General features: G+C 61.5%; 22 protein-coding genes. 10 read left to right on the top strand and 12 right to left on the bottom strand.

The window, feature by feature from the left end:
* Window positions 1-24: 24 nt before the first annotated feature.
* The gene (locus tag ACST81_RS18110) at window positions 25-1,578 is read right to left on the bottom strand and encodes a helicase HerA-like C-terminal domain-containing protein (RefSeq protein ID WP_438749612.1); all 1,554 of its coding nucleotides are present in this window, start codon (window positions 1,576-1,578) and stop codon (window positions 25-27) included.
* A gap of 278 nt (window positions 1,579-1,856) precedes the next feature.
* Here ACST81_RS18110 and ACST81_RS18105 point away from each other — a divergent pair, with 278 nt between their 5' ends.
* Window positions 1,857-2,252: a hypothetical protein gene (locus ACST81_RS18105; RefSeq protein WP_438749610.1), complete on the top strand. Its 396-nt coding sequence runs from the start codon at window positions 1,857-1,859 to the stop codon at window positions 2,250-2,252.
* Here the strand turns inward: ACST81_RS18105 and ACST81_RS18100 are convergent, their stop codons facing one another.
* Window positions 2,253-3,428, bottom strand: a complete 1,176-nt coding sequence (locus ACST81_RS18100; protein ID WP_438749609.1) for an MFS transporter — start codon at window positions 3,426-3,428, stop codon at window positions 2,253-2,255.
* A 479-nt stretch (window positions 3,429-3,907) separates the two neighbouring features.
* On the opposite strand from ACST81_RS18100, the gene ACST81_RS18095 reads away from it, so the two are divergent.
* The 3 genes from ACST81_RS18095 (at window position 3,908) to ACST81_RS18085 (ending at window position 6,847) form a co-directional block, all read left to right on the top strand.
* Window positions 3,908-5,593 (top strand): calcium-binding protein, encoded by a 1,686-nt coding sequence (locus tag ACST81_RS18095; protein WP_438749607.1) that lies wholly within the window; start codon window positions 3,908-3,910, stop codon window positions 5,591-5,593.
* 88 nt (window positions 5,594-5,681) lie between these two features.
* Window positions 5,682-6,173: a MarR family winged helix-turn-helix transcriptional regulator gene (locus ACST81_RS18090; RefSeq protein ID WP_438749606.1), complete on the top strand. Its 492-nt coding sequence runs from the start codon at window positions 5,682-5,684 to the stop codon at window positions 6,171-6,173.
* Window positions 6,170-6,847, top strand: coding sequence for a GNAT family N-acetyltransferase (locus tag ACST81_RS18085; RefSeq protein ID WP_438749604.1), 678 nt, complete (start codon window positions 6,170-6,172; stop codon window positions 6,845-6,847). Before ACST81_RS18090 ends, ACST81_RS18085 begins: the two co-directional genes overlap by 4 nt.
* A 286-nt stretch (window positions 6,848-7,133) precedes the next feature.
* Here ACST81_RS18085 and ACST81_RS18080 read toward each other — a convergent pair whose 3' ends face one another.
* Both ACST81_RS18080 and ACST81_RS18075 read right to left on the bottom strand, forming a co-directional pair.
* Entirely contained in the window at window positions 7,134-7,967 is an 834-nt protein-coding gene (locus ACST81_RS18080) for an aldo/keto reductase (protein WP_438749602.1), read from the bottom strand.
* Window positions 7,968-8,049: 82 nt separating this feature from the next.
* On the bottom strand, window positions 8,050-9,234 hold the full coding sequence (locus tag ACST81_RS18075; protein ID WP_438749601.1) for an MFS transporter: 1,185 nt from the start codon (window positions 9,232-9,234) through the stop codon (window positions 8,050-8,052).
* Between the two features lie 154 nt (window positions 9,235-9,388).
* On the opposite strand from ACST81_RS18075, the gene ACST81_RS18070 reads away from it, so the two are divergent.
* Entirely contained in the window at window positions 9,389-10,282 is an 894-nt protein-coding gene (locus ACST81_RS18070) for a LysR family transcriptional regulator (protein ID WP_438749599.1), read from the top strand.
* Between the two features lie 46 nt (window positions 10,283-10,328).
* Here the strand turns inward: ACST81_RS18070 and ACST81_RS18065 are convergent, their stop codons facing one another.
* On the bottom strand, window positions 10,329-10,817 hold the full coding sequence (locus tag ACST81_RS18065) for a histidine kinase (protein WP_438749598.1): 489 nt from the start codon (window positions 10,815-10,817) through the stop codon (window positions 10,329-10,331).
* A 300-nt stretch (window positions 10,818-11,117) separates the two neighbouring features.
* On the opposite strand from ACST81_RS18065, the gene ACST81_RS18060 reads away from it, so the two are divergent.
* Window positions 11,118-11,834 carry a gamma-glutamylcyclotransferase gene (locus ACST81_RS18060; protein WP_438749596.1) on the top strand — a complete coding sequence of 239 codons (717 nt, stop codon included), beginning with the start codon at window positions 11,118-11,120 and terminating at the stop codon, window positions 11,832-11,834.
* Window positions 11,835-11,852: 18 nt separating this feature from the next.
* Here ACST81_RS18060 and tam read toward each other — a convergent pair whose 3' ends face one another.
* From tam to ACST81_RS18025, 7 genes are all read right to left on the bottom strand, one after another.
* Window positions 11,853-12,623, bottom strand: coding sequence for a trans-aconitate 2-methyltransferase (gene tam / locus ACST81_RS18055; RefSeq protein ID WP_438749595.1), 771 nt, complete (start codon window positions 12,621-12,623; stop codon window positions 11,853-11,855).
* Between the two features lie 15 nt (window positions 12,624-12,638).
* Entirely contained in the window at window positions 12,639-13,289 is a 651-nt protein-coding gene (locus tag ACST81_RS18050) for a haloacid dehalogenase type II (protein WP_438749594.1), read from the bottom strand.
* Window positions 13,290-13,475: 186 nt separating this feature from the next.
* A complete protein-coding gene (locus ACST81_RS18045) occupies window positions 13,476-14,051 on the bottom strand; it encodes a phosphatase (protein WP_438749593.1) in 576 nt (191 codons plus the stop codon).
* A gap of 75 nt (window positions 14,052-14,126) precedes the next feature.
* Window positions 14,127-14,345: a hypothetical protein gene (locus ACST81_RS18040; RefSeq protein WP_438749592.1), complete on the bottom strand. Its 219-nt coding sequence runs from the start codon at window positions 14,343-14,345 to the stop codon at window positions 14,127-14,129.
* A gap of 52 nt (window positions 14,346-14,397) precedes the next feature.
* Window positions 14,398-14,565: a Thivi_2564 family membrane protein gene (locus ACST81_RS18035; protein WP_113242950.1), complete on the bottom strand. Its 168-nt coding sequence runs from the start codon at window positions 14,563-14,565 to the stop codon at window positions 14,398-14,400.
* Between the two features lie 106 nt (window positions 14,566-14,671).
* A complete protein-coding gene (locus tag ACST81_RS18030; RefSeq protein WP_438749591.1) occupies window positions 14,672-16,375 on the bottom strand; it encodes a calcium-binding protein in 1,704 nt (567 codons plus the stop codon).
* Window positions 16,376-16,551: 176 nt separating this feature from the next.
* Entirely contained in the window at window positions 16,552-17,592 is a 1,041-nt protein-coding gene (locus ACST81_RS18025) for a zinc-dependent alcohol dehydrogenase family protein (RefSeq protein WP_438749590.1), read from the bottom strand.
* Window positions 17,593-17,902: 310 nt separating this feature from the next.
* Between ACST81_RS18025 and ACST81_RS18020 the strand changes: the two genes are divergently transcribed.
* The 4 genes from ACST81_RS18020 (at window position 17,903) to ACST81_RS18005 (ending at window position 22,075) form a co-directional block, all read left to right on the top strand.
* Window positions 17,903-18,790: a branched-chain amino acid aminotransferase gene (locus ACST81_RS18020; RefSeq protein WP_438749589.1), complete on the top strand. Its 888-nt coding sequence runs from the start codon at window positions 17,903-17,905 to the stop codon at window positions 18,788-18,790.
* A gap of 110 nt (window positions 18,791-18,900) precedes the next feature.
* Window positions 18,901-19,959, top strand: a complete 1,059-nt coding sequence (locus tag ACST81_RS18015; RefSeq protein ID WP_438749588.1) for a D-alanyl-D-alanine carboxypeptidase family protein — start codon at window positions 18,901-18,903, stop codon at window positions 19,957-19,959.
* A gap of 117 nt (window positions 19,960-20,076) precedes the next feature.
* Window positions 20,077-21,021 carry an MYG1 family protein gene (locus tag ACST81_RS18010; RefSeq protein ID WP_438749587.1) on the top strand — a complete coding sequence of 315 codons (945 nt, stop codon included), beginning with the start codon at window positions 20,077-20,079 and terminating at the stop codon, window positions 21,019-21,021.
* Window positions 21,022-21,130: 109 nt separating this feature from the next.
* Window positions 21,131-22,075 (top strand): calcium-binding protein, encoded by a 945-nt coding sequence (locus ACST81_RS18005; protein WP_438749586.1) that lies wholly within the window; start codon window positions 21,131-21,133, stop codon window positions 22,073-22,075.
* Window positions 22,076-22,136 lie beyond the last annotated feature (61 nt).

Raw genomic sequence — 22,136 nt, 5'->3', positions numbered from 1 at the left:
TTGCATTGTGAATGCCGATAGATTCTATCGCTTCAAGCTGCCCAAAATCCCCCGCACGAGAGCCCGTCCGAGCGACGACGCAACCGTGCGGGCGACGGATTTCATCGCGGCTTCGGCGATGGTTTCGCGCTGGTAGCCGGAACGGGCCTTCGGTTTGGGTTCCGCCGGCGCACTGTCATTGCCGAAGCCGGGCAAGGTCCAGCCGCCGCCGCCGGGAGCTGCCGGCGGCGGGGCCTCTTCGGCCTGGCGCTGTTCTTCGGCCTGCTGCGTTGCCCTGGCGGCCCGCTTGGCGAGCAGCTCATAGGCCGATTCCCGGTCGAAATCCTCGTCGTAGAGGCCAGCGACCGGGCTGATCTTCATGACATTGGCGCGCTCGGCCTCGGTCAGCGGGCCGGCGCGGGAGGAGGGCGGACGCACCAGCGTGCGCTCGACCATTGAGGGCGAACCCTTGCCTTCGAGCGTCGAGATCAGTGCTTCGCCGGTGCCGAGATTGGTAATCACCGTGGCGCAATCAAAGTCCGGATTGGGCCGGAACGTGTCGGCCGCGGTCTTCACCGCCTTCTGCTCGCGCGGCGTATAGGCGCGCAGAGCGTGCTGGACGCGGTTGCCGAGCTGGGCCAGCACGGTTTCCGGCACGTCGAGCGGGTTCTGCGTGACGAAATAGACGCCGACGCCCTTGGAGCGGATCAGGCGGACGACCTGTTCGACACGCTCGATCAGCACCTTTGGCGCGTCGTTGAACAAGAGATGCGCCTCGTCGAAGAAGAACACCAGCTTCGGCTTGTCGGGATCGCCGACTTCGGGCAGTTCCTCGAACAGTTCCGACATCAGCCAGAGCAGGAAAGTGCCGTAGAGGCGCGGGTTCATCATCAGCTTGTCGGCGGCCAGCACCGAGATCGCGCCGCGGCCGTCACGGGTCGTGCGCATGATGTCGGAAACTTTGAGCGCCGGTTCGCCGAAGAAGTTCTTGGCGCCCTGTTGTTCGAGGATCAGCAGTTCGCGCTGGATCGAGCCGACGGAGGCCTTGGAAATGAAGCCGTATTTGCTGGAAAGCGCGGCGGCATTTTCGCCCATATAGTTCAGCATCGCCTGGAAATCCTTCAGGTCGAGCAGCGGCAGGCCGCCTTCGTCGGCGATCTTGAAGGCGATGTTGATGACGCCTTCCTGCGCATCCGTGGCGTTCATCAGGCGCGACAGCAGCAGCGGCCCCATTTCCGACATGGTGGTGCGGACGCGGTGGCCCTTTTCACCGTAGAGATCCCAGAAGATCACCGGAAATTCCTGGAAGGCGAAATCGGTAAAGCCGATCTGCTCGGCCCGCTTGGTCACCCAGTCCTTGGCTTCGCCGATCGCGCCGATGCCCGACAGGTCGCCCTTGACGTCGGCGCAGAAGACCGGCACGCCGGCATTGGAGAAACTCTCCGCCAGCACCTGCAGCGTCACGGTCTTGCCGGTGCCGGTGGCGCCGGTCACGAGGCCGTGCCGGTTGCCGAATTTCAGCTCCAGATACTCGCCCTTGTTGATCGTGTCGTCCGGTTTGCGGCTGGTGCCGATATAGAGCTTTCCGTCCTCAAGCATGCGGGCCTCGTTTCCGTTTCGTGTTGAAAGCGTGGGGTGCCGCCTTCATCGCATTGTTTTCTCAACGCTGTTATAGGAGGAGTGCCCGTCACCGGCAACAGAAGGATTACGACCATGAATGGCCCCAGACATGGGGCTCGCGTCGCATTGTCATTTGGCTCAAGGCATGAAACGATGATTGTGCTCGCGCCGTGGATACCCGATCTGGTCGGCGCTTGAGTTTCAATCCGAGATAATTTACCTTGACGTTCACGTCAATTAAACGAGGAGAATCACCCATGAACGAACTGGTCACCCGCGTCGCGGAGAATGTCGGCATCGACCCGGCAACGGCTGAAAAGGCCATCGGCATGATGCTCGGCTTCCTGCAGCGCGAAGCTGCGGATGGCCCGGTTGCCAAGATGATCGAAGCCATACCCGGCGCGTCCGAACTCGTTGCCAAGTTCAATGGAGAGGGCTCCGGCGGCGGCGGTCTTCTCGGCGGCCTGCTCAGCGCTGTCGGTGCCGGCGGCGGCGTCATGGCGCTCGGTCAGCAGTTGATGAGCCAGGGCCTCGGCATGGGCGAGATCACCGCGCTCGCCAAGGAAACCATCGGTTACGCCAAGGAAAAGGCCGGTGCCGAAACGGTCGACGAAGTCGTTGCCTCGGTTCCGGGTCTCAGCCAGTTCGTCTGATCAGCCAGCGTTTTCTTTCACGGCCGTTTTTGCAGACGCAAAGACGGCCGTGAACACGACCAGCGCCAGGCCGACGCCGATTGGTGCTGCTGAAGGACCGAGCAGGTCCATGACGGCGCCTGTCGCGCCAGATCCGGCGCCGCTGCCGACGGCATAGGCAAGCGTGAAGGCGGCGCTGCCCGCCACCAGCATCCCGCCCCGATATTGTTCCCCCAGCATCGTCAGCGCGCAAGTGTAGAGCGAGAAGCTCGCGGCGCCCAGGAGTGCGAAGTCGATCAGGATCGTCACCTGCGATGTCAGGAAGGGGATCGCGAGAAAGGCGATGGCGGCGATTGCGGCGGTCACGGTCGCCACCTGCCGGCGCGGCAGGCGATCGAGCGCCACACCGATAAACGGTTGCGCAAGCGCCGTCGGCAGCGCCAGAACGGTGACGCTGAGCGCCGCGAAGGCTTCCGAATGGCCGGTCTTGACGAAATAAACCGGCATGACCGAGATCGCCGCGATATCCGAAAATCCGAAAGCCAGCACCATGGCGATCAAAAGCGGCGCCTTGCCGAAGAAGATGAAGACGCTGCGGGTCGATGATGCCTCGGGCGTGGTCTTCGTCGACAGCGTCAGGATGGCTGTGGCAAAGGCGACGAGCGCGACATAGACGGCCGTCAGCGCAAAGCCGAAGCCGCCTTCGGTGCCAACAAGCGGAATGACCAGCGGGCCGGCGGCGAAGCCGCCGCAGACGCCGGCGCCATAGAGGCCGGACACGCGACCGCGCAGCCGGTCGGGGCAGGCGGCGTTCATCCAGGCCTCGCCGAGCATGAAGACCAGGCTGGCGAAGAAGCCGAGGAGAAAACGCGCCAGGAACCAGACCGGCAGCGAGGCGGTGGCGGCAAAGGTTGCAAGGCACAGAGAGCAGCCGATGAGGCTGACGATGATCAGCCGGTCGGTGCGGATGCGCGAGGTCAACTGCCCGAGCATCAGCGTCGAGGCCGCGAGACCGAAGGCGAAACCGACGGCGTTGAAACCGATCATCGCCGGCGTCACGCCACGGCTTTCCAGCGTCAGCGAAATCAACGGATAGGTGATTCCCTGCGCCACGGAAAAGGCCGATGCGCCGAGAATGACGGCAACGATGGCCGCCCAGTCGGGCATGAAATCGGCTGTGGCGTTTTGCGTGTGCATGCTGTCCTCCCGGCGATCCGAAGTTCGGACCTTGGCTCTCTCATATCCGAACTTCCGTAGCAACGGAATGGTGGGCTATCGCATATGGAGAAAGACCCCCTCTGGCCTGTCGGCCATCTCCCCCACAAGGGGGGAGAGACCCTGCCGCAGCCCCTTGTTTTCGATGACGGAGGGGACGGCAGTTTAAGCCCCTCCCCCTTGTGGGGAGGGGTTGGGGAGGGGACTTTTCCATATGCGATAGCGCTGCATCGGAATGGGGAGAAATGACAATGTTCGACGTCGATTCAGTTGGTGCTGGTCACCGATGATTTGATGGCGATGCAGACGGAATTCTGCACCATTTCGATCGCTCCTATTGCCCATCCCCCTCTTTCCGGTCCGCAATCACCCAAAAATAGTCGGCACTGCCCCCAAGACTTTTGGCGGCGCGAGGGTAAGCTGCGCGCTCTTTCATTCCTTCAACGACGGGGAGCAGCGTCATGGCATCCAGTATCTTCAATACGGATTCGGTTGGTACGGGTATCCGCGCGTCGCTGGCGACCTATGAGACGGCATTCGTCGGGTTGGGCGTCACCGTCGGATCGACGGACGGAATCGCGATCAACGGTATCGGCGATGGCATCAACATCAATATCCAGGGGACCGTCATCGGCCAGACGGCGGCGATCGCGTGGGGCGCGGCAAGCAACTTCGGCAGCAATCTCTTCATCGGAAAGAGCGGTTATGTCGGCGGCTTTGCCACCGGCATTTCCATGACGGGTTTCGATGGCAGCATTGACAATCGCGGCACGATATGGAGCGCCGGCACAGGTATCGAAATCGACGCTACGTCGCCGATCGGCAACCTGAAAACGACCGAGATCAAGAATAGCGGCACGATCGAGGGCGAAACCGCCATCCTGAACAAGAACAGCGACGCTTTGTTCCTCGTCAATACAGGGACGATCGAAGGCACGGCCTATGCATTCTCGTCGCAGGCGGTGGCCGTCGACAGCATCGTCAACAAGGGCGCGATCGTCGGCGATGTTCTGCTTGGCAGTGGCGACGACTGGTACGATGGCACGAATGGATTGCTGGATGGAACGGTCTATGGCGGCGCCGGACAGGATTACCTCATCGGCGGCAAGGGAGCGGATCATCTCGAGGGCGGCGCTGATGCCGATGATATCAACGGTGGCGCCGGCAACGATTACATTGTCGGCGACGCGGGCACCGACCGGCTGACGGGCGGCGCCGGCAATGACGAGATCCATGGCGGCGCGGCGCAGGACACGATCGATGGTGGAACGGGGGCCGATTGCATGATCGGCGGCTCCGGCAGCGATCTTTATCTGGTGGATAATGCCAAGGATCGCGTGATCGAGGTTTCGGGCGGCGGCAATGATGTTCTGTTCGCTCTGGTCAGCTTCGCGCTGGAATACGACCAGTCCGTCGAGCAGATGATCTTTGCCAACCTTTCGAACACCGTCAAGGACGTCGCCTTGACCGGCAACAATCTCAAGCAGTCGATCATCGGTGGTGCCGGCAACGATACGCTGAATGGCGGCGGTGGTACCGACCGGCTGACGGGGCTGATCGGCAACGACATCTATATCGTCGATGGCAGCGATACTGTCGTGGAGGCGGCGGGCGAGGGAACCGATCTCGTCAAGGCGTCGGCAGCCCACACGCTGGCCGCCAATGTCGAAAACCTGACATTGACGGGCACGCTGGATTTCAACGGTACCGGCAACGAGCTTGCCAATATCGTCATCGGCAACAACGGCAAGAACACTTTGCAGGGCAAGGATGGCGACGACACGCTGAACGGCGGTCTTGGGCTCGACAAACTCGTCGGCGGTCTCGGTGAGGACACATTCATCTTCGACACGATACTGTCGACCGACAACATCGACACGATCAATGATTTCAGTGTCATCGACGATACGATCCATCTGGAAAACGCCGTTTTCACCGCGCTTGCCACCACGGGAACGCTGTCGGCCACCGCCTTCGCGATCAACCTGACAGGCTTGGCCGGTGATGCCAGCGACCGGATCATCTTTGAAAAGGATACCGGCAAGCTGTTCTATGATGCCGATGGTACGGGGTCGGCGGTTGGTATCCAGTTCGCGCTGGTGACGAAGAACCTCGTGCTGACGGAAGCAGATTTTATCATCACCTGACCGCTACCGCTTTCAGCGACCGGCATGGTAGACGGATTGACATTTGTATAACGCGTTATATAATCTGTTATGTAAGTGGAGCTCGGTCATGGAAGATGTCATTCGCAATCTGGGTTTTCTCTGTCTCGGATCCCGCCTGAAGCGGATCGGCGAGCGCCTGCAGGCCGATACCCAGCAGATCATGGACGAGGTCGGCGTCGGCATCGCGCCGGGACAGTATCCGTTGCTTGCGGCACTCGACAGGCTTGGTCCGCTGACCGTCGGGCAGCTTGCGGATGCGCTTGGCGTCAGCCAGCCGGGCGTAACCCGCAGCCTTTCGCAACTGGCAGCGCTCGATCTGGTTCAAATCCAGTCGATCCCCGGCGACCAGAGGCGAAAGGCGGCAAGCCTCTCCACAAAAGGGGAACGCCTCATCGCGCAGGCCAAGACAGAAGTCTGGCCGCGCATCGAAAACGCCGTCATCGATCTCTGCGGCGGACTGGATGGCCCGCTGCTCGCCCAGCTTGCCGCCATCGAGGACGGGCTGGCCGAGCGACCGCTCTCCCAGCGTGGTCCCGACGCCTCGGGGAAAAAGCCATGAGCCATATCCTCGATCGCCCGATCTGGAGTGCCTTGGGCACGCGCCATTCCGCCCTGGCGCAAGGCGGCGCGCTTGCCCGCCGCTATCTGCCATCCGTCAGCCTTTTCTCCGCGACAGGCGATGATCGTCCCGAAAGCCTCGAGGCTCTTCGCGCGCTTGCCTCTCCCGGCGAGACGCTGCTGGTGGTGCAGTCCACCGAAGGGCTGGTGCCGGACGGCATGGCCACCGTGGCGCGCGCCTCGCTGGTGCAGATGGTGGCCGCGGAGCCACTCCCGCAGATCACCGATCCGCGCGTTGAACTCTTGGGCGACGGCGACGCACAGGAGATGTTGGAACTGGCGATCCTGACAAAGCCGGGGCCGTTCACGCTGGGCGCGCAAAAGTTCGGTTCGTTCTGGGGCATCAAGCAGGATGGACGGCTGGTGGCCATGGCCGGCGAGCGGCTGAAGCAACCCGGCTACACGGAACTCAGCGGCGTCTGTACCCATCCGGATGTACGCGGGCGGGGTCTCGGCCGCTTGATGTCGCTTTATGTCGCGGGGAAAATCTGCGCGCGCGGAGAACGCGTCTACTTGCATTCCTACAGCACCAACACGGCGGCGATCACGCTCTACGGCTCGATCGGATTCAAGCTGCGATCGGACATGCATGTGACGGCGCTGGCGTTGGCGTAGCAAATTGCGATGGATTCTTTTCGGAGCGCATCACAGTTGTTTGTCGCCTTGGATACCGCAGCCTGTTCTTTAACGCGATCCGCACCCCACTCTCCTCATCCTCGCCCTCGTGGCGGAGATCCAGCGACCCGATGTCCGTCGGGTCAAAAGACTCTTTCAGATCAATGATTTGAGCTGGCTGGATCTCTTTGACAAGCACAGAGATGACGGAGGATATGAGCCGCATCATTTCCAAGTGACCTGCAAATCACCAGGTATTACCTTCACTGACAGTCTGTAGCCCGTCTCAGGCCGCCTTGTCCCAGTCGGGCGCCAGTCCGCCGGGGCTAACGATGCGGCCGTTCGGCCGGGCGAGCTTGTGGATCGCGGCCATCTCATCGGCGGAGAGTTCGAAATCGAAAATGTCGAAATTCTCGGCCAAGCGGCTTTCCGTCGCCGTCTTCGAGAGCGTTACCACGTCCTTCTGCTGGATCAGCCAGCGCAGCACGACCTGCGCCGCCGTCTTGCCGTGCTTCGAGCCGATATCCTTCAACAGGGGCTCGGCCGGCACCTTGCCGTCGGCCATCGCATAATAGGCGGTGATCGACATGCCCGTGGCCCGGGCGGCGTCCAGCACCTTCGTCTGGTCGAGATAGGGGTGATATTCGACCTGGTTGGTGGCGATGGGCGCTTCGCTGAGTTCCACCGATTGTGCCATCAGCGCCGTGTTGAAATTGCTGACGCCGATATTCTTCACCTTGCCGGCCTTCCTGACCTCGTTCAGCGCGCCAATCTGCTCGGCCAGCGGCACGCCGCTGCTCGGCCAGTGCAGGAGCAGCAGATCGACATGATCGGTGCGCAGCTTCTTCAGGCTTTCATCCACCGAGGCGAGGAAATCGGCATGTTTGTAATTGTCGACCCAGACCTTGGTGGTGAGGAAAATGTCGTCGCGCGAAACACCGGAGGACTGGATTGCTTCGCCGACCTGCGCCTCGTTGCGGTAAGCCTGGGCGGTATCGATGTGGCGAAAGCCGATCTTGATCGCCTGCGGCAGGATGCGCAGCACCTCCGGGCCGGGTATGCGAAAGGTACCGAAGCCGAGAACGGGAATATTGGTGCCATTGGCGCTGACAGTCTGCATGGAAATGTCCTTTCGGGGAGAAGACCCGGCGGCCGGCCGGATCTGGAATGACTGGTTATAGTTGTGGCGTTTGCCGGCCGGTTCAAGCGGCCGCTTGTGCGATTGCTTCCGGCTTGCGGTCGAGCGCGCTGCTGATCAGCGTCAGGACCAGCGCGCCGGCGACCAGGATCGCGCCGACCCACGGCGTTGCCTGCAGGCCGAGCGGCGAGGCGACGACCAGTCCGCCGATCCAGGCGCCGGCGGCGATGCCGAGATTGAAAGCGGCGATGTTAAGCGCCGAGGCGACATCGACGGCGCCGGGGCGATGCTGCTTTGCAAGCTGCACGACATAAAGCTGCAGGCCGGGCACGTTGGCAAAGGACAGGAAGCCGAGAGCAACGAGCGTGATCAGGGCCGGAACAGTCGAGACCGAGGTGAAGGTGAATATCACGAGAACGGCGGCCTGCGCGGCAAACAGCCAGATCAGCGCCTTCACCGGATTGCGGTCGGCGATGCGGCCGCCGATGATATTGCCGGCGGCGATCGCCAGGCCATAGAGCACCAGCACGAGGCTGACCGAGGAGGCGGCAAAGCCGGTGACGTCCTGCAGCATCGGTGCCAGAAAGGTGAAGGTGACGAAGGTGCCACCATAGCCGAGCGCCGTCATGGCGAACACGAGCAGCAGCCGGCCCGAACCGAGAACCCGGACCTGATCGAGAATGCTGGCCGGGGCAGCCTTCGACAGCGTCGCGGGCAGGAGCACGGCAATCGAGATCAGCGCAACGGCACCGAGGCCGGCAACGGCGAAGAACGTGGCACGCCAGCCAAATGTCTGGCCGATCAGAGTGCCGAGCGGAACGCCGGTGACGATGGCGACCGTCAGGCCCATGAACATCAGCGCGATGGCTGAGGCGCGGCGATTTTCCGGCACGAGATCGGCGGCGATGGTGGCGCCGACGGAGAAGAAGACGCCGTGGGCGAAGGCCGACAGGACGCGGGCGACGAGCAGCAATTCATAGGACGGGCTGAGTGCGGCAAGCGTATTGCCGGCGATGAACAGGGCCATCAGGCCAAGCAGCAAGGGTTTACGCTCGATCCGGCCGGTGAGCGCGGTCAGGATCGGGGCGCCGAAGGTGACGCCGAGCGCATAGATGGAAACGATGAGGCCGGCGAGCGGCAGGGTGATGCCGAGGTCGGTGGCCACCGTCGGCAGCAGGCCGACAATGACGAATTCGGTGGTACCGATCGCGTAAGCCGCGATCGTCAGCGCAAAGAGGGCAAGTGGCATTGGAGCACCTTTGTCGCCCTTGGGAGGCGGGCGTGGTTGGTGGCGGTCGAGGACCGTCGGGGTTTCGTTGAGTGGAATATGGGCCAAAGCCACTTGCGCGATAATCCGGAGGAATGGATAAATGGCTGTGAAATGAATTCACAGGGATAAGGTCATGGACAATCGGGCGGGAGAGATGGAAGTCTTCGTCACGGCGGCGGAGCTCAAGAGTTTCTCGGCCGCCGGGCGGCGACTGAACCTGTCGCCATCCGCTGTCAGCAAGCTGGTGACGCGGATCGAGGACCGTCTCGGCACGCGCCTGCTGGTGCGCACCACCCGCTCACTGCTTCTGACGCCTGAAGGGGAGGTCTATCTCGCCCGGGCGCAACGGATACTGGCCGAGATCGCCGAGACCGAGCAGATGGTTGCCAATGGCGGCCGGGCGACGCCGCGCGGCCTGTTGCGGATCAACGCCACGGTCGGCTTCGGCGAGCGTTACATCCTGCCGCTCGCCGGCGAGTTCCTGGCACTCCATCCGGAGGTGCGGCTCGATATTTCCCTGACCGACGGTGTCATCGATCTGATCGAGGAGCGCACCGATATCGCCATCCGCGTCGGCCCGATGCGGGATTCAACGCTGAAGGCGCGCAAGCTAATGGAGAGTTATCGCATCACCGTGGCGACGCCGGATTATCTGGCGCTGCATGGTGCGCCTCGGACGCCGGACGAACTCATCCACCACAATTGCATCACCTTCAGCTTCGGGCGCAATCCGCGCGAATGGCTGTTTCGCGATCCGCTCAGCCGTACCACCTACACCCGGCCAGCGCCCGGCAATGTTCAGGCCTCCAGCGGTTCGATTGCCCGCAATCTCTGCCTCACCGGCCTCGGGATCGCCCGCATCGGCAGGTTCGATGTCGAGCCGTTCATCGAAAAGGGGGCGCTGGTGGAGGTACTGGCGGATTACAATCCGCACGAGCCGGAACAGGTCCATGCCGTCTTTGCCGGGCATGACCATCTGGCGGCCCGCATCCGGGCCTTCATCGATTTCCTGGCTGCGAAGATGTGAGATCCCGGGCGGATGGCCTCATGCCACCCGCCCGAAAATTGTCTCGTTAAAGCGGCTTCAGCGAGGCGATCATTGCCTGCAGTTCCGCGCCATGCGCTTCCTGCATGCCCTTGGTGCCCCAATAGGTGATGACCATGATCTTGTCGGGTTTCGGCGAGACGAAGGTCAGGCTGATGCTGACATCGCCATCATTGTCCTTGCCGTCCCAGTCCAGGCTGGTGGCCTTCATGCCGTTGAGTTCGCCGCTCGATTCCTTCTGGGTGGCGAGATCGACGGTGACGCCGCTGGTCTTCAGGTATTCAATGCAGCCGTCGATGACTTCCTGCGTGCCTTTCTCGTCGGTGACGTCGATGGAAAGGTAGATGGCGTCGTCGCCGGCATTGGCCTCGATACCGTCATCGGTGACCGTCGGGCTCCAACTGTCGGGAATGTCGATCGACGCAGCCGGCTCTTCGCTCGGGAATTGAAGGGCTGCGGCATAGGATACGGCCGGCAGGAAGGCGGCGAACAATGCCGCGGCGATTAATTTCTTCATAGGGGTACCTCCTCATTTCGCGGGTTCTTTGGAATGGAAGCAGTCTGGTTCATAGGAATAAAGGCAATTCTGCCGGCCGTTGCCGGCATCGTATGACAGTGTCGGTCTCAGTCCGCCGGGCATCAGGCCTTGAAAGGCCATTCGGATCGGTCCACATGCCTAGAAATACCTGAAATTCCGCTGGAGGCAGCGTCCAACTTTGGGGCATTATTGACCCGCGTCGTATCTTTGATGCCGGCGCGGCCATGATCCCCGGGGGCAAAACCCGCCGACCTGAAAATCCTTGATCGAGATCCGTGAATGCCCAAGCAAAGAACCATGTCGCTGACGCCCGATCTCGTCGCCCTCTGCCACCGCGAGGAAGCCGATCCCGGTCCAGATCCGACATTCTCGAAGCTGGATGACGCCGATTACCGGCGGCTTGCCGAGAAGCTCGAAAGCGAATGCGATCCGGGCGGACTATGGGTCTTTGCCTACGGCTCGCTGATCTGGAAACCGGAATTCGAGGCGATCGACAGTATGCGGGCAACCGCGTTCGGCTGGCATCGGGCCTTCTCCCTGTCGATCAAGCGGTGGCGCGGTTCGACCGAGCAGCCGGGCCTGATGATGGCGCTGGAACGCGGCGGCCGCTGCGAGGGCGTCATCTACCGCCTGCCGGACGACGACCGGGTACAGCAGATCGAGCGCATGTTGCGCCGCGAGGTGACCTATCACGAGGGCGTGCGCTCGGTGCGCTGGCTGCCGGTCCGCACCGCCACAGGCGCGCTCAAGGCGCTGGGCTTCTGGGTGGGCGTGACGGGAGAGCGGCGAGCACTGCCCGGTGAATCACCGGAAGTCGTCGCCTCCATCCTGGCGCGCGCCTGTGGCCACGTTGGGTCCTGCGCGGAATATCTCTACAACACCGTCTCGCACCTCGAGGATTTCGGCATCCGCGACCGCAACCTCTGGCGGCTTCAGCATCTGGTGGCGCGCGAAATCCACTCCATCCATGGGCTTGAACAGCCATTTGTGGAATAGAAAGACCGCATCCGGTCTTCAGCCCTTCACCGCGACGATGAACAGCCTCGGAAACCTGAGAACGACGCGTCCATCCGAAAGCGGCGGATAGGCGGCCCGGATCCGCTCCAGATAGGCGGCCAGATAATCTTGCCGCACGCTCTCGGGCAGCACATCGAGATAGGGGCGAAGACCCGTACCCTTGACCCATTCGACGATGGCCTCGGCATTGGCGAGGCGGTGGTAGTAGACGGTGTGCCAGACATCGACATAGCCGGATTTCGGCATCAGCCGGTTGAGATAGACATCCGGTCCCGGCAGCGGATCGCGGCGCTTCCAGCCCTTGGGGTAGAACAGCGAAAAACGCGGATCCTCGGCCAGTTCCTGCATGCTGACATGCGTCGGCTCGTCGAGATTGTCGGGCATCTGCACGGCCAGCACCCCGCCCGGCAGAAGCGCGTCCATCAGGTTGTCGAAAACATCCAGGTGATCCGGCAGCCACTGGAACACGGCATTGGCAAAGAACAGCGCTGCCGGCTCGGGCGGCTCCCATTGCGCCAAATCTCCCTGTTCGAAGGCAATGTCGGTCAGACGTTTGCGGGCTGCATCCAGCATGTTGCCGTCGCTGTCGATGCCGGTGAGCAGGTAGACGGGAAAGCGGTCGCGGATCAGTTCGGTGGAATTGCCCGGGCCGCAGCCGAGATCGTAGAGCGGGCCGTCGGGAATGCTGGAAACCTGGTGGAGCAGATCGCGGGCAGGGCGGGTGCGCTCGTCCTCGAATTTGACATATTGTTCCGCCGACCAGGCCATCGTCGTCTCCTTGTCTTACAGGCTTTCCAGCGAAGGCAGGATCAGCGCCGGGCCGAAATCGGCATATTCGTCGGGCATGTCGCTGCGATTGATCCAGACGGTGCGGAAGCCGAATTTGGTGGCCCCGGCAATGTCCCAGCGGTTGGACGACTGGAAGGACACGGCATCGGGGTAAAGCCGGTAGCTGGTCGTCACCATGTCATAGACGGTCGGCGCCGTCTTGAAGGAACGCACGGCCTCGACCGAAAAGATATCGTCGATGATGAGGTCAAGCCCGGCCTTCTTCACCGCCGATTGCAGCATCTGCGGCGTGCCGTTCGACAGGATGGCGATGCGGGCGCCGCGATCCTTGAGGTTTTTCAGTACCGCCGGGACTTCCGGATAGCAATCCAACTGCCAGTAGGCATCGAGCAATGCTGCCTTCAGGCTGCGGTCGGCGGAGGGAAAGCGCGCGAAGGCGTAGTCCAGCGATTGTTCCGTCAGCGTCCAGAAATCGGTGTAATTGCCCATCAGTGCCCGGATCCAGGAATATTCGAGCTGCTTGGCGCGCCAGAGGGTCGAAAACGCCTCGCCGTCCGCACCGATCGATCCGGCATGTTTGCGCACGGCCGAGTGCACGTCGAACAACGTGCCATAGGCATCGAACACATAGGCAGCATGAGACATCGACTATCCTCCCGTCATTCCATTCACGGCGGTCGCTTGCTTCTGAAAAGCGGATCGTCGCGTCTTTATCGATCGCGTACCTCCGGTTTTAGCCGGCGATTTCGCGATTACTGCTTGTCTGCGGTTGTTGGCCGGGATCATGTCAAAAATTTGTGCGACGCACAATCGTTCGGCACGGAAGCGGGATCAACTTTTGGCGGGTTTCCAGACCTTGGCGGGAAAACGCAGGGCCTGTTTGGCGAGCTTGCCCTTGAGCCCGAGCACGGTGTCGCAAAGCCCTGTCACATGGCGGTTCGGCTTGGCTTCTGGACGAAGCCGGTGCAGCGCGGCGGCGGCCTCGTCCGGAGTCAGATAGCGCGCGAGAATGCCGAGCGTCAGCGCCGTCGAGCGTCCGATGCCGCGCAGGCAGTGGATGAGCAAATGCGCGTCCTCAGGCAACTGATCGACAAAGGCGAAGGCTCGTTCGATCGCCTCGGCGCGGGCCGCATCAGGCTCGTCGGGATCCATGACGTCGCCGAACAGCAGTTCGAGATGGCGCTCCGCGGGAAGGTCGATCATCGACAGCAGCTTCGAACCGGTCGCGCGGATCGAAATCAGGTGCGTCGGCGCCCAGAGCGCCCGATTGTGCCGCGCTTCGGTCTGCGAACTGACGATGATCCGGACTGGCCAGCCGTTCGGATGGGCGGGATTGGTTTCGAGCAGGGGGCCGTAGAGCGCCTCCGCCTGCTTCTCGACTGCCTGCTTTTCCGCCGCCAGTGCCATGGATCGCCTCTTTGATTCCCCTGATCAGGAAAATAGCGATGCCTCACGGACGCGAAAAGAGCAAAATCGCGGCGGCTATGCCTTTTTCTTCTTCGCCGCTGCCTTCTTGACCGGGGTTGCAACGGTCGGCTCCTGGGCGAGCCGCAGTGCCTTGAGCATCGCGGTTTTCTTGTTGCGGGCGATCAGTTCGGCGTTGATGATGTCGAGAGCCGCCGCGGTCGTCTCCTCCGCGCTTCGGCGGACCGTCGGCTTCGGTGAGGCCTTGACGTCATTCTTGTTTACCAATGGATGCACTCGCTTTCCGGGTTGGGGAGAGGACTGCGGGAGATCGCTCTCCCGCCCGTGATCAGAAGACCGCGAGATATTTCAGCAATGAAATGATGCCGATAATGATGACGATGATCTGGACGATCTGCTTGGCGCGGCCATCGATCGGCAGTCTGGCAACCAGATACAGAACAAGCACGATAACGAGAAACGTGATCAGGATGCTGATCAGCATGGATGTTGCCATTGTCTACTCCATTTATGACGACGCCACGCGGCGCCTGTCCATGGAAATAGGGCAGGCCGGACCGATTGAAAGCCATCGCACGCGATGAATGCTGCAAACGGATACGTTAGATGATGATGAAATCCGCCGAGGTCAGCGCCAGGTTCTTGGACAGGAGCGCGAACTGCGTCGCGCCCGCGCCACCGGCACCGTCGATATCGTAACTGAGCTTGCCCGTCGTCGGATCGTAGATGATGCGATCGGACGCATCGGCTGCGGCCGCGCCCTTGTGAAAGGCGCTGCCGGACAAAGAGCCGATCTTCAGGCTCTTGAAGACGACATCGTCCAGCCATATGGCGTCATCGGCAGGTTTGAAACCCTGGACGGAATCGACATTGGTGGCGGCGTTGAGCCCGGTGTTGAAGACGAAGACATCATCGCCGGAATTACCGATCAGATGGTCGTTGCCGGCATACCCCTTGAGGATGTCATTGCCCGCGCCGCCGTCGATGAGGTTGTTGCCGCTGTTGCCGAAAACATAGTCATCGAAGCCCGAGCCGGTGATGTTCTCGATCTGGCTATAGGTATCGCCGGCCGCATCCTGTTTGTTGATGCTGGCATTGGCGAGGCTGGCGATCACGCCTGTGAGAGCCGCGGCATAAGAGATTGTATCGGTTCCGTCGCCGCCGAACAGGGCATCCGCCCCGCTGCCGCCGAACAGGAGATCGTTGCCGGCGTCACCGTTCAATATGTCGTCACCCGCATCGCCCATCAGCGTGTCGTTGCCGCTGTTGCCGTTCAGTGTGTCATTGCCGTCATAACCCGTCAGAACGTCGTCGCCATTGCCGCCGGTCAGGACATTGGCGCTGTTGTTGCCGGCAAGACGGTCGGCAAACCTGGTGCCTGTCAGGTTCTCGATGGACTTGTAGGTATCGCCGGCGGCATCCCCGGTGTTGAGCTTGCTCGACAGAAGGCTGATGGTCAGTCCGATGCGCGAGGAACTGTAATCGGCTGTGTCCAGACCCGTGGCGCCATCGAGCTTGTCCGCGCCGTAGCTGCCGATCAGAATGTCATCGCCATTGCCGCCGCGCAGGTCGTCATTACCGTCGCGGCCATCGAGCACGTTGTTCAGGTAGTTGCCGGTGATGATGTTGTTCAGTTCGTTTCCTGTTCCGGAAACCCCCGATGTCAGCACCAGTCGATCCACGGCCTGTCCCAGCGTATAGTCGATACTGCTATGGACCGTATCGGTTCCGCCGCCGAAGAATTCGACCACCGCGTCGTAGGCGTTGTCGATATAATAAGTGGTGTTGCCGCTGCCGCCGATCATGATGTCAGCGCCCGTGCCGCCATTCAGCGTGTCGCCGCCGCCATTGCCGTACATCAGGTCATCGCCAGCAAAGCCGAGCAATGTATCGGCATACAGGGAGCCCCGAAGGGTGTCGTTGCCTGAAAACATCTTTTCGAGCAGCAGGCCGCTGCTCATGGACCGGAAATCGCCGACATCGATACTGACGCCATCGATGGACCAACTCCGGCTGTCCGGCTGTCCGTCGTTGTAATAACCTTTGAGGCTGTAGGAAAGGCTGGTAACCGTGCCTAAAACGTCGATGATCTTATTGTTGCTGTTTCGCTGATAGGTGAACTGGCCGAAGAACCTGTCGTGGATATTAAAGCCGTTGGTGCCGCCGTCGCCATCGTAAAGAAAATAATCGATGCTGGTGCTTGTCGTCGTGACTGAATTGAAGTCGTTGAATTCGGATGGATCGAGCGTCTGAATCTGCATCGACAGCATGTTGATGCCGGAACCGCCAGCCTGAAACGTCGCCATGATTTCCTCCCGTCCATCCGTGTCTGGATTTTCGGGAACTATAGGTCACTTTTGCGAATATGCGTTAATGAATATACTGCAACATTCCCTGTGTCACGCGGTCTCTTCAGCCATGCGTTAGTTTTTTCTGATGTTTGAATAAAATCAGCCGCTTTGGATTTTCAAAGCGCAGTTTCTCAGAACCGCGTGATCACGCTGATCCCGAGATCCTGCGCCGTGTCCATGGTCATCAGCGCCGGCACGGCTTCTTCCAGGCTGATATGGCGGCCGATCAGCTTTTGCGGGTTGAGCTTGCCGGTTTCCAGCATGGCCATCATTCCCTGGTAGCGCCAGGCCTGCATACCGTGGCTGCCAAAGATTTCGAGTTCATGGCCGATCACCTGCGCCATCGGGATCTGCGGGCTTGCGTGGTCACCGAGCATCAGGCCGACCTGAACATGGCGGCCGCGACGGCGGAGATTCTTGATCGAGTTGAAGCAGGTGACGGGGGAGCCCAGCGCATCGATCGAGACATGCGCGCCACCCTTGGTGATCTCGCGCACGGCGTCCGCCACATCGGCGGTGACGCTGGCGTCGATGGTGGCGACGGCGCCGATCTCGCGGGCGAAGGAGAGCTTGGTTTCCGAAATGTCGATGGCGATGACATTGGCGCCGAGCGCGGTGGCGATCATGATCGCCGACAGGCCGACGCCGCCGCAGCCATGCACCGCCACCCATTCGCCGCCGCGCACCCGGCCCTGGTCGACGATGGCGCGGAAGGAGGTGGCGAACCGGCAACCGAGGCTGGCCGCCGTGGCATAATCGAGGTTTTCAGGCAGGTGCACGAGGTTCTGGTCGGCAAAATCGATTGCCACATATTCGGCAAACGAACCCCAATGGGTGAAGCCCGGCTGGAACTGGTTGGCGCAGACCTGTTGATTGCCGGAATGGCATTCACCGCAGCGGCCGCAACCAGAGACAAACGGCACCGTCACCCGGTCGCCGACCTTGTAGCGCAGCACTTGCCTGCCGGTCGCGGCAATCGTGCCAGCCAGTTCGTGACCCGGCACATGCGGCAGGGAAATATCGGGATCATGGCCCATCCAGCCATGCCAGTCGCTGCGGCAAAGCCCCGTCGCCTCGACCTTGATGACGACGCCATCCGCGCTCGGCGTCGGGTTCGGCAACGTCCGGATTTCGGGCGTCTTGCCGAAGGCGTCGTAATACATGGCTTTCATCGGGGAAGGTCCTGGTTGGTGACGCGAAACTCTATCTTCCCCTCGGCGGGGGAGAAAGCAATTTCAACTCTTAGCGCAGCTAAGTGTTAGAAATTGCAAGAGAGGGGTAGGTATGGACGCACGAAGCGCCCCCTCACCAACAAAAATCTAACACTGAGCTGAAGCTAAGATGTTGATTTTTTATCCTCTCCCACAAGAGGCGAGGAAAATCCACGTTGGACGGCATGACTTTTTTTGATGTACCTATTTACCCCAGTTCTCGATTTTCGGGTTATGCCGATTGCAGAAAGCGAAAGAAAAGGAGACCATCATGGCCGTCGATACATCCCCGCGCAGCACCACATGGACCTATGTCGATGGCGAATGGGTGTCCGGCAATCCGCCGCTGATCGGGCCGACCTCGCATGCCATGTGGCTGGGCTCGACCGTGTTCGACGGCGCCCGCTGGTTCGACGGCATCGCGCCGGATCTCGACCTGCATTGCCAGCGTGTCAATCGCTCGGCGCTGGCGCTCGGCTTGAAGCCCATCGTGACAGCGGAAGATATCGAAGGGCTGGCCTGGGAAGGGTGCAAGAAGTTCGACGGCAAGACCGCGATCTATATCAAGCCGATGTATTGGGGCGAACATGGCATGCCCGGCAGCGTCGTCGCCGTCGATCCGGATTCGACCCGCTTTGCGCTCTGCCTGTTCGAAGCCCCAATGGGTGAAGGCCCCGGCGGACAGACGCTCACCGTCTCGCCCTTCCGCCGCCCGACCATCGAATGCATGCCGACCGATGCCAAGGCCGGCTGCCTCTATCCCAACAATGGCCGCATCCTGATCGAGGCCCGCAAGCGCGGCTTCTCGAATGCGCTGGTGCGCGACATGCTCGGCAATATCGCCGAAACCGGCTCGTCAAACGTGTTCATGGTCAAGGACGGCGTCGTCTTCACGCCCGCCGCCAATCGCACCTTCCTTGCCGGCATCACCCGCACCCGCGTCATCACCCTTCTGCGCGACGCCGGCTTCGACGTGGTCGAAACCACGCTGACGCTCGCCGATTTCGAAAGCGCCGACGAGATATTCACCTCCGGAAACTATTCCAAGGTCGTGCCCGTCACCAGGCTCGAAGACCGCGACCTCCAGCCCGGCCCGATCGCCGCCAAGGCGAAGGACCTCTATATGGACTGGGCACACGCGACGGCGACGGATTTGTGAGGAGAGAACCGCCCGTTATCGAGCGGATCAGACGCGGCGGGATGACGGTAAATCGCTTGTCCTTTTGCGACACATGATGCAATGAGATGCCTTCCTTCGGAGACAGGCATATGAACAGGGACACAAGCGGTATGGTTGGGCGATCATGGAAAGGACTGGCGGCCGCGGCATGCCTTCTGGCCGCGACATCCGCAAGCGCCACGCCCGTTCTGGTCGTCGATGCCGACAGCCACAAGGTTCTCTATCAGGAGGATGCCGGCGTGCCCTGGTATCCGGCCTCCACCACCAAGCTGATGACGGCGCTCGTTACATTCGAAGCCCTTCGCTCCGGCGAGGTGATGCTGACGACCCCGGTGACGCTGAGCCGCAATGCCTCGAAACAGGCCTTTCTCGAATCCGGCCTCACGTTCGGGCGGACCATGACGCTGGAGGATTCCCTCTTCGCGACGATCACCGCGTCTGCCAATGACGTTGCCGTCGCGCTCGCCGAAACGGTCGCATCCGACGAGGTGTCGTTTGTCCGCCGCATGAACGAAACGGCGGCGCGTCTCGGCATGACAGGAACCCATTTTACCAGCCCGAACGGCCTGTTCGACAAGAACAATTATACGACCGCGCGCGACCTCGCGATCCTCGGGCTGGAAGTGGACCGGCTGTTTCCCGAATATCGCCGCTTCTTCCTGGCGTCTTCCGTCAAGATCGACGGCAAGGAGATCAAGTCCAACAATCAGTTGCTGACCCGTTTCCGCGGCACGGTCGGCATGAAGACCGGTTTTCTCTGTGCCTCCGGGCGAAACTATGTCGGGCTGGCGGAGCGAGACGACCGGCGTGTCATGGTGGTCATGATGGGCGCGACGACGGAAAGGGAGCGCAACGAGCGATCGGCGCAATATCTGACACAGGCTTTCGACGGGCGCCTGTCGTCCGATGCAGGGCCGGTGGAGACCTTGCAAAACCGGAAGGATGTCGCGCCGCAAGACATGCGCCTGCTGCTCTGCACGGACCAGAGCGTGGCTTACGAAGCCAGCCGAAACGCCCTCTATCCAATGGGGCTGCCGGGGAACGAGACCTATTTGCGGGATGATATCCCGGAGCAGGTCCATCTGATTCGCACTTGGCCGAACGAAAATGTGTCGGATGTGCCCATTCCCGTCCGCCGCCCGTCATGATCGCGGGCAATGAGGTCAATCGAGGCGTAAATCGGGAATGACGGGTTGAGCGAACCGCCGCCAACCGCTATCTGATGCCCACCAGAGACAACCGCAAGCGACAAGGCACATTCCGGCATGACCCCAGACTTTCTCGTCACCCATTCCGGTGGCTTCCATGCCGATGAACTGCTGTCCAGCGTCATCCTCACGCGTCTCTTTCCGCAGGCGAAGATCGTGCGCAGCCGGACGCCGGAATGGATAACGCCGGGCGCCGACCGGGTGATCTATGATGTTGGCGGCGCCTACGATACCGCGCAGCAGATCTTCGACCACCACCAGCGCGGCGCGCCGTTGCGCGACGACGGCCAGCCCTACAGTTCGTTCGGCCTGATCTGGAAGCATTTCGGCCGCGATTATCTGCTGGCCTACGGCCTGCCGCAAGCGCATGTCGAACCCGTGCATGCGACCTTCGATGCCGGCTTCGTGCTGCCGGTCGATCTCGTCGACAACGGCGCGCTCAGCCCCGCCATCGCCGGTCCGTTGAGCCCGCTCACGCTGCCGGTCCTTCTGGAAACGCTGAAGCCTGTGTTTGACGATGCAGACCCGCAGGCCGACGATCGCGGCTTCCATGCGGCGCTTGCTGTCGCCCGCCTCTTCGTTGAAGGCCGGATCGCCCAGATCGCCGCCAAGCTGCGCGCCGAGGCGATCGTGCAGCAGGCAATCAAGGATACCGGCGAGGGGCGGGTGCTGGAACTGCCGGCCGGCATGCCGTTCCGCCCCGCCATCGTCAGGGCCGGCGCCGATCATCTTCTGTTCGTCGTCCATCCGCGCGAGCGGGACTGGTGCCTGACCACCATCCGCCGCGCCGATGAAGGTTTCGAGGTGCGCGCCGATCTGCCCGCCTCCTGGGCCGGCCTGACCAATGGCGATCTGGAGGCGGTTTGCGGTGTCGAGGGCGCCAGCTTCTGCCACAACGGCCGTTTCGTCGCCGCCGCCAAGACCCGTGAGGCGGCGCTCGCAATGGCGAATCTCGCCGTCAGCGAACATCTCGCCGGGACCGCCCGCACGGCTGCTGAATAGAGGCGCCTCACGGGTTGGCCTCCTTCGCGGAAGCAAAGCGCCCTTTAATCATGGTTAACGAAACGTTTACCCGCTCGCTCTACAGTCTCTGACGACGCGGAGTGGGTGAATGGGTTTCGACGGCAAGGTTCTGCATTATCAGTATTTTTTCGGCAGGATCGGCATGACCTATGGTCGGGGATCCGATACGCTGATCCATGGCCCGACCGAGATCGCCGGCCTGACGGTGAAGGGGACGGAGGTCTACACCACCACCGTGACCAATACGGGGATCGGGCTCGATTTTCACGGCACGGCGCTCTGGCACACGGGCTATCTCGACCTGACCACGGGCAAAAACAAGCCGGTCGATTTCAACGGACCGGTCTTCACGGACCTGAAGGGAAAGATCGAGCCGATCATCGGCGTGCGGCTGAAGACCAATATCAAGGATATCGACGCCCGGGATATGCACTTCGGCCATGACTGGATCGCCGTCGATCTCAAGGGCGCGACGACCTTCGAGCAATCCTACCTCCGCTTCAATGTCGTGTTCCAGACCAAGACCGATGCGCCGATCACCTTCCGCGCCGGCAACGAGAGCGTCTTCGTGCACGGCCAGCGCGGCGCCGACAAGCTCTATGGCGGCAAGGGCAACGACGTTTTCGAAGGCGGCGCCGGCAAGGATTTGCTGAGCGGCGGCGCCGGAAACGATTATCTTGCGGGTGGGGCAGGCCAGGACGATCTCTATGGCGGCACCGGAAAAGACAGCTTCATCTTCAAGTCCGTGAAGGACCTCGGCACATCCAAGACCGCGACCGACACGATCTTCGATTTCAGCAAGGACGACCAGATCGATCTTTCCGCCATCGACGCGAACAGCAAGCTCGCCGGCGACCAGCCCTTCACCCTCATCGCCACCAAGGCCTTTACCGGAAAAGCCGGCGAACTCCGCACCGAGAAGGCGGCATCCGATACCTACATCTATGGCGACATCAACGGCGACAAGAAAGCCGATTTCGTCCTGCATCTGGATGATGCGGTCACTCTGACAAAGGGTATGTTCATCCTGTAGCCGGGAATATTGCGGGAGCTTCCGCCCAATACCACGAAGGGGTGGGAGCGGAAGCCTGTCA

The sequence above is a fragment of the Pararhizobium sp. O133 genome, from assembly GCF_051669845.1.
Classification (GTDB): Bacteria; Pseudomonadota; Alphaproteobacteria; order Rhizobiales; family Rhizobiaceae; genus Pararhizobium.
The sequence above is the reverse complement of the archived record's forward strand: the minus strand, read 5'-3'. Positions and strand labels throughout refer to the sequence as shown.